Source organism: Microcoleus sp. CAWBG58, assembly GCF_020883045.1.
Taxonomy (GTDB): Bacteria; Cyanobacteriota; Cyanobacteriia; order Cyanobacteriales; family Microcoleaceae; genus Microcoleus.
In genome coordinates, this window is record NZ_JAHRFA010000034.1 from 68737 (window position 1) to 72286 (window position 3550).

At 42.8% G+C, this 3550-nt stretch carries 5 protein-coding genes; 4 read left to right on the top strand and 1 reads right to left on the bottom strand.

Annotated features, from left to right (window positions below):
* Nucleotides 1–142: 142 nt before the first annotated feature.
* A complete protein-coding gene (locus QZ918_RS16920; protein ID WP_293336935.1) occupies nucleotides 143–457 on the bottom strand; it encodes an FmdB family zinc ribbon protein in 315 nt (104 codons plus the stop codon).
* A 354-nt stretch (nucleotides 458–811) separates the two neighbouring features.
* Between QZ918_RS16920 and QZ918_RS16925 the strand changes: the two genes are divergently transcribed.
* From QZ918_RS16925 to QZ918_RS16940, 4 genes are all read left to right on the top strand, one after another.
* Complete coding sequence (locus QZ918_RS16925) at nucleotides 812–1393, top strand: hypothetical protein (RefSeq protein WP_293336937.1); 582 nt, start codon at nucleotides 812–814, stop codon at nucleotides 1391–1393.
* Nucleotides 1394–1745: 352 nt separating this feature from the next.
* Complete coding sequence (locus tag QZ918_RS16930; RefSeq protein WP_293336939.1) at nucleotides 1746–2219, top strand: TspO/MBR family protein; 474 nt, start codon at nucleotides 1746–1748, stop codon at nucleotides 2217–2219.
* Nucleotides 2220–2230: 11 nt separating this feature from the next.
* Nucleotides 2231–2707, top strand: coding sequence for an AAA family ATPase (locus QZ918_RS16935; protein WP_293336951.1), 477 nt, complete (start codon nucleotides 2231–2233; stop codon nucleotides 2705–2707).
* Entirely contained in the window at nucleotides 2688–3440 is a 753-nt protein-coding gene (locus QZ918_RS16940; protein WP_293336941.1) for a tRNA(His) guanylyltransferase Thg1 family protein, read from the top strand. Before QZ918_RS16935 ends, QZ918_RS16940 begins: the two co-directional genes overlap by 20 nt.
* Nucleotides 3441–3550: the final 110 nt, after the last annotated feature.

A 3550-nucleotide genomic window follows, 5' to 3' on the forward strand; every position in this document is an offset into this window, starting at 1 on the left:
TAAGAAGGACTGAAGTCCTTACTACGAACTTTTAAGAAGGACTGAAGTCCTTACTACGAACTTTTAAGAAGGACTGAAGTCCTTACTACGAACTTTTAAGAAGGACTGAAGTCCTTACTACGAACTTAATGATTGTAAATTCTCAGTCTTTCAGTGGCTTACCTTCTCGATTGACAATACGGCTTTCACCATCTTTAGCCGTGACATTTTCATAAACCCCTTCATCCCGCTTTACATACTTGCTGAAACCCGAATTTTTATAATCGGTGTCGGATGTCGGCTTCATCAACCTCGGAGCGCTCAGCATTCGGCGTACCGGAGCATCTCCAGGAGTATCCCCAGGCTCGCACTTAGCCAACTCGCATAGTTGGCCCCAAGTCGAAACTTCCAGGTTCATGCTGTGCGAAACTTCTAACTGCTGGTTGTTTGTGGGACAAAAATAATCGTATACAGGCATACTAAGAATCTCGCTTGCAACTACTAAAATTACTAATTGCACAGTTACTGTGAGTATTATAACTCAAAATCACTCACAATTCAAGCCAAAAAAGTAAAGTTTACTATTTTTAATGGTTGTTGAAACAGCCGATCGGCTATATTATTAACCCTGTGCAGTTGCTCTCAAATGCGATCGAGACCAAGCCCAATAATACGCTACCCTGAAATCCTCTGACTCGATCGACGGCTAGCAAATGCCCCCAAGACTTCTCTGAATGCCGTCAAAGGATTTATCGTCATTTTCAGACTGCGCCCAAACTACTGATTCTAAGTTTCAAGTTTATTTATCTATGTCATCAGCGAGGATTTACCGATGAGCGATTTCAAGGTTACGCCAGAAGTAGAGCTAAGTACAGCTCAAATGTTGGAGCGATACCAACTGCAAGATGAGATTATTCTGCGGCGTTGGGCAAAACTGCACGGCATCAACAGCACTCGCGGCTTCTTCTATCCCAGTGAAGTAGATTTGATGGATCACGCTCACCATCACCTTTACAATTTGGGAATGAGTGTTGCTGAGTATCAAAGTCTTTTAGACCGGCGCCGCAGCAATTCTCAGACATCAGGCGACCAAAATAAAACAGTAGCAAGTCAAGTTGCTGATGAAGCATACGATGCCATAGAAATGCTCACCGATCAGTATTCGGAAGCTATTGATTTAATGGGAGAACGTATAGCAGATCATTTCATCGATGAACTCGATTTATCTGTAATGCGACACCTTTCTCAAAAAGTTAAAGACCGTCGCACTCTCAACGGTCAAACTAAAAAACCCAACCGTTTTCTCCAAGTGATTAAAGCTGTGTTGCAACCGAGCAGCGAAAATACGCTTCTGGTTCCCAAAAAAGATGATGACTCTAGTTTAGAATTAGAACACCATCACCGGCTCGGCTAACTGATTGATTTGCAAAGCTAAGCGCTACTTTTCGCGGTAAGGTGCGCGCCGCGCACCCTACATAATTAGGTTGTGTTTCCGGGATTGTGAAGGCCATAAACTTGCTGTTTTTAACCAAGAAGAATGGGTTTAAAGCCTCTTCCTTAGAGGGGGAAATAAAACAAAATTATTCACTGTTTCATTCCTAGGACTTATAGGTAGAGGTCGCTCTCCAACTGTCAGCTGTCAACTGTTGAACAGCCTAGTTTACCTTGCAATTATCAATTTAAGACTGAAGAGAGATGTGGTTTGACCCGGACTTAACTAAAATATAGGTTTAATCGAAACAGTTAATCTAGCTTAAGGTAGAGAAATGATTAGATCGTGGATGGTAATTGCAGCAGTCGTCTTGATAGTAGCTTTGGCGATTAACAGAATCACCCCCAGTGACATCCAGTGGTTCAACCGATTGCAGCGTCCGAGATGGCTCGTATTTGAAAAAGCAATTCCTATAATTTGGACGGTAATTTTTATTTGTTTAGCTTGGTCAGCAGTGATTGTTTGGGAAAAAGCACCGGGAACTCTGGAGACTTGGTTGAGAATGGGTTTGTACCTGCTTTTAGAAATAGTAACTATGTCTTACACGTCGGTTATGTGCAAAGTTAGGAGTCTAAAAGTTGGTACGATAATCGGCGGAACTGGCGCAATTTTAAGTGTGCTGCTAGCTTTAAGCGTGTTGCCAGTTTCTGAATCAGCAACCTGGTTATTGCTGCCTTACATACTCTGGAGTCCGATCGGCACTTACACGACTTGGGCGATGATGCACCTCAATGCAGCGGATGTTTAGCTTTGGAATTAGTGATTTTAATTGGATTGCAAGCATCGGGCAAAAGCACTTTTTTTCGCGACTATTTAGCTGCAACGCACGTTTCAGTCAGCAAAGATTTAATGCGAAACAATAGAAATAAATCGCGCCGACAAATTCAGTTAATTGAAAATGCACTGGAAGCAGGGCATTCAGTAGCGGTTGACAACACCAATCCCGCCGTTCTCGATCGCAGCGGGCTGATTGATATCGCTCGTATCTATAATGCCCAAATCATCGGTTACTACTTTGAATCAACAGTCAGCGACTGTTTAGCTCGAAATCAAGAGCGATCGGGCAAATCTCAAGTTCCAGACATAGCAATTTATGCTACCATCAAAAAAATGGTATTGCCCAGTTACGACGAAGGGTTCGATCGCCTATTTTTCGTCCGCATGGCAGACAACTTGGCATTTGAAGTAAAAACCTGGCCCGCAGAGGAAGTGATTGATGGACAATCAGATATTTGAAAAAAAAATGCGGGAGCTAGAATACTTTCACAACCTACGTTTGTTGCCGGGAACTCACACCATAATTCGCGCTGACGGTCGCAGTTTTTCTAAATATACTTCCTCAATTTTTGAGAAGCCTTTCGACTTAAAATTCCACGAATTAATGGTAGAAACTGCCAAGGCGTTGCTATCAGAACTAGGGGGCATTTACGCCTACACCGAAAGTGACGAAATATCTGTTTTGTTTCCTCCAGATTGGGCTTTGTTTGACCGCAGCTTAGAAAAAATTGTCTCTATTTCTGCGAGTATTGCTAGTGCAACTTTCACTGGTATCGCTCGCACAGCAGTCAATTTTGATAGCCGCGTTTGTTCCGCCGCCAACAAATCGCAAGTAGTAGATTATTTTCTGTGGCGCCAAGCAGATGCAACGCGCTGTGCTTTGAATGGCTGGAGTTATTGGATGCTGCGAAAAAATGGCGAAACGGGTGAAAATGCAGCAGTTATATTAGAGAAAAAATCGATCGCTTTCAAAAACGAGTTGCTGTTTCAAAACGGAATTAACTTTAACGAACTTCCGGCTTGGCAGCGCCGGGGAACTGGATTGTATTGGGAAAAATATGAGAAACCTGGTTATAATCCGATCGCGCGCCAGGAAGTTGTCGCAGTGCGGCGGCGTCTGAAAGTCGATGAAGAGCTGCCAATCAAAGACGAATACAAAGAATTTATTTATGGATTTTTGACTGTAGTTTAGACTAAAAAATGAGCGCAGCTAAAAGTAGCCACCTTTGAAGCTCAGGCAAGCAGTTGCTCAAAAACTCAAAAAGTAGAAGATTAAATAGCTAATCTTGAAGACTTTTTGCG

Bases quoted from the DNA above. Each gene is read 5' to 3' on its own strand.
- QZ918_RS16920 (WP_293336935.1), bottom strand. From the start codon at position 457: ATGCCTGTATACGATTATTTTTGTCCCACAAACAACCAGCAGTTAGAA.
- QZ918_RS16925 (WP_293336937.1), top strand. From the start codon at position 812: ATGAGCGATTTCAAGGTTACGCCAGAAGTAGAGCTAAGTACAGCTCAA.
- QZ918_RS16930 (WP_293336939.1), top strand. From the start codon at position 1,746: ATGATTAGATCGTGGATGGTAATTGCAGCAGTCGTCTTGATAGTAGCT.
- QZ918_RS16940 (WP_293336941.1), top strand. From the start codon at position 2,688: ATGGACAATCAGATATTTGAAAAAAAAATGCGGGAGCTAGAATACTTT.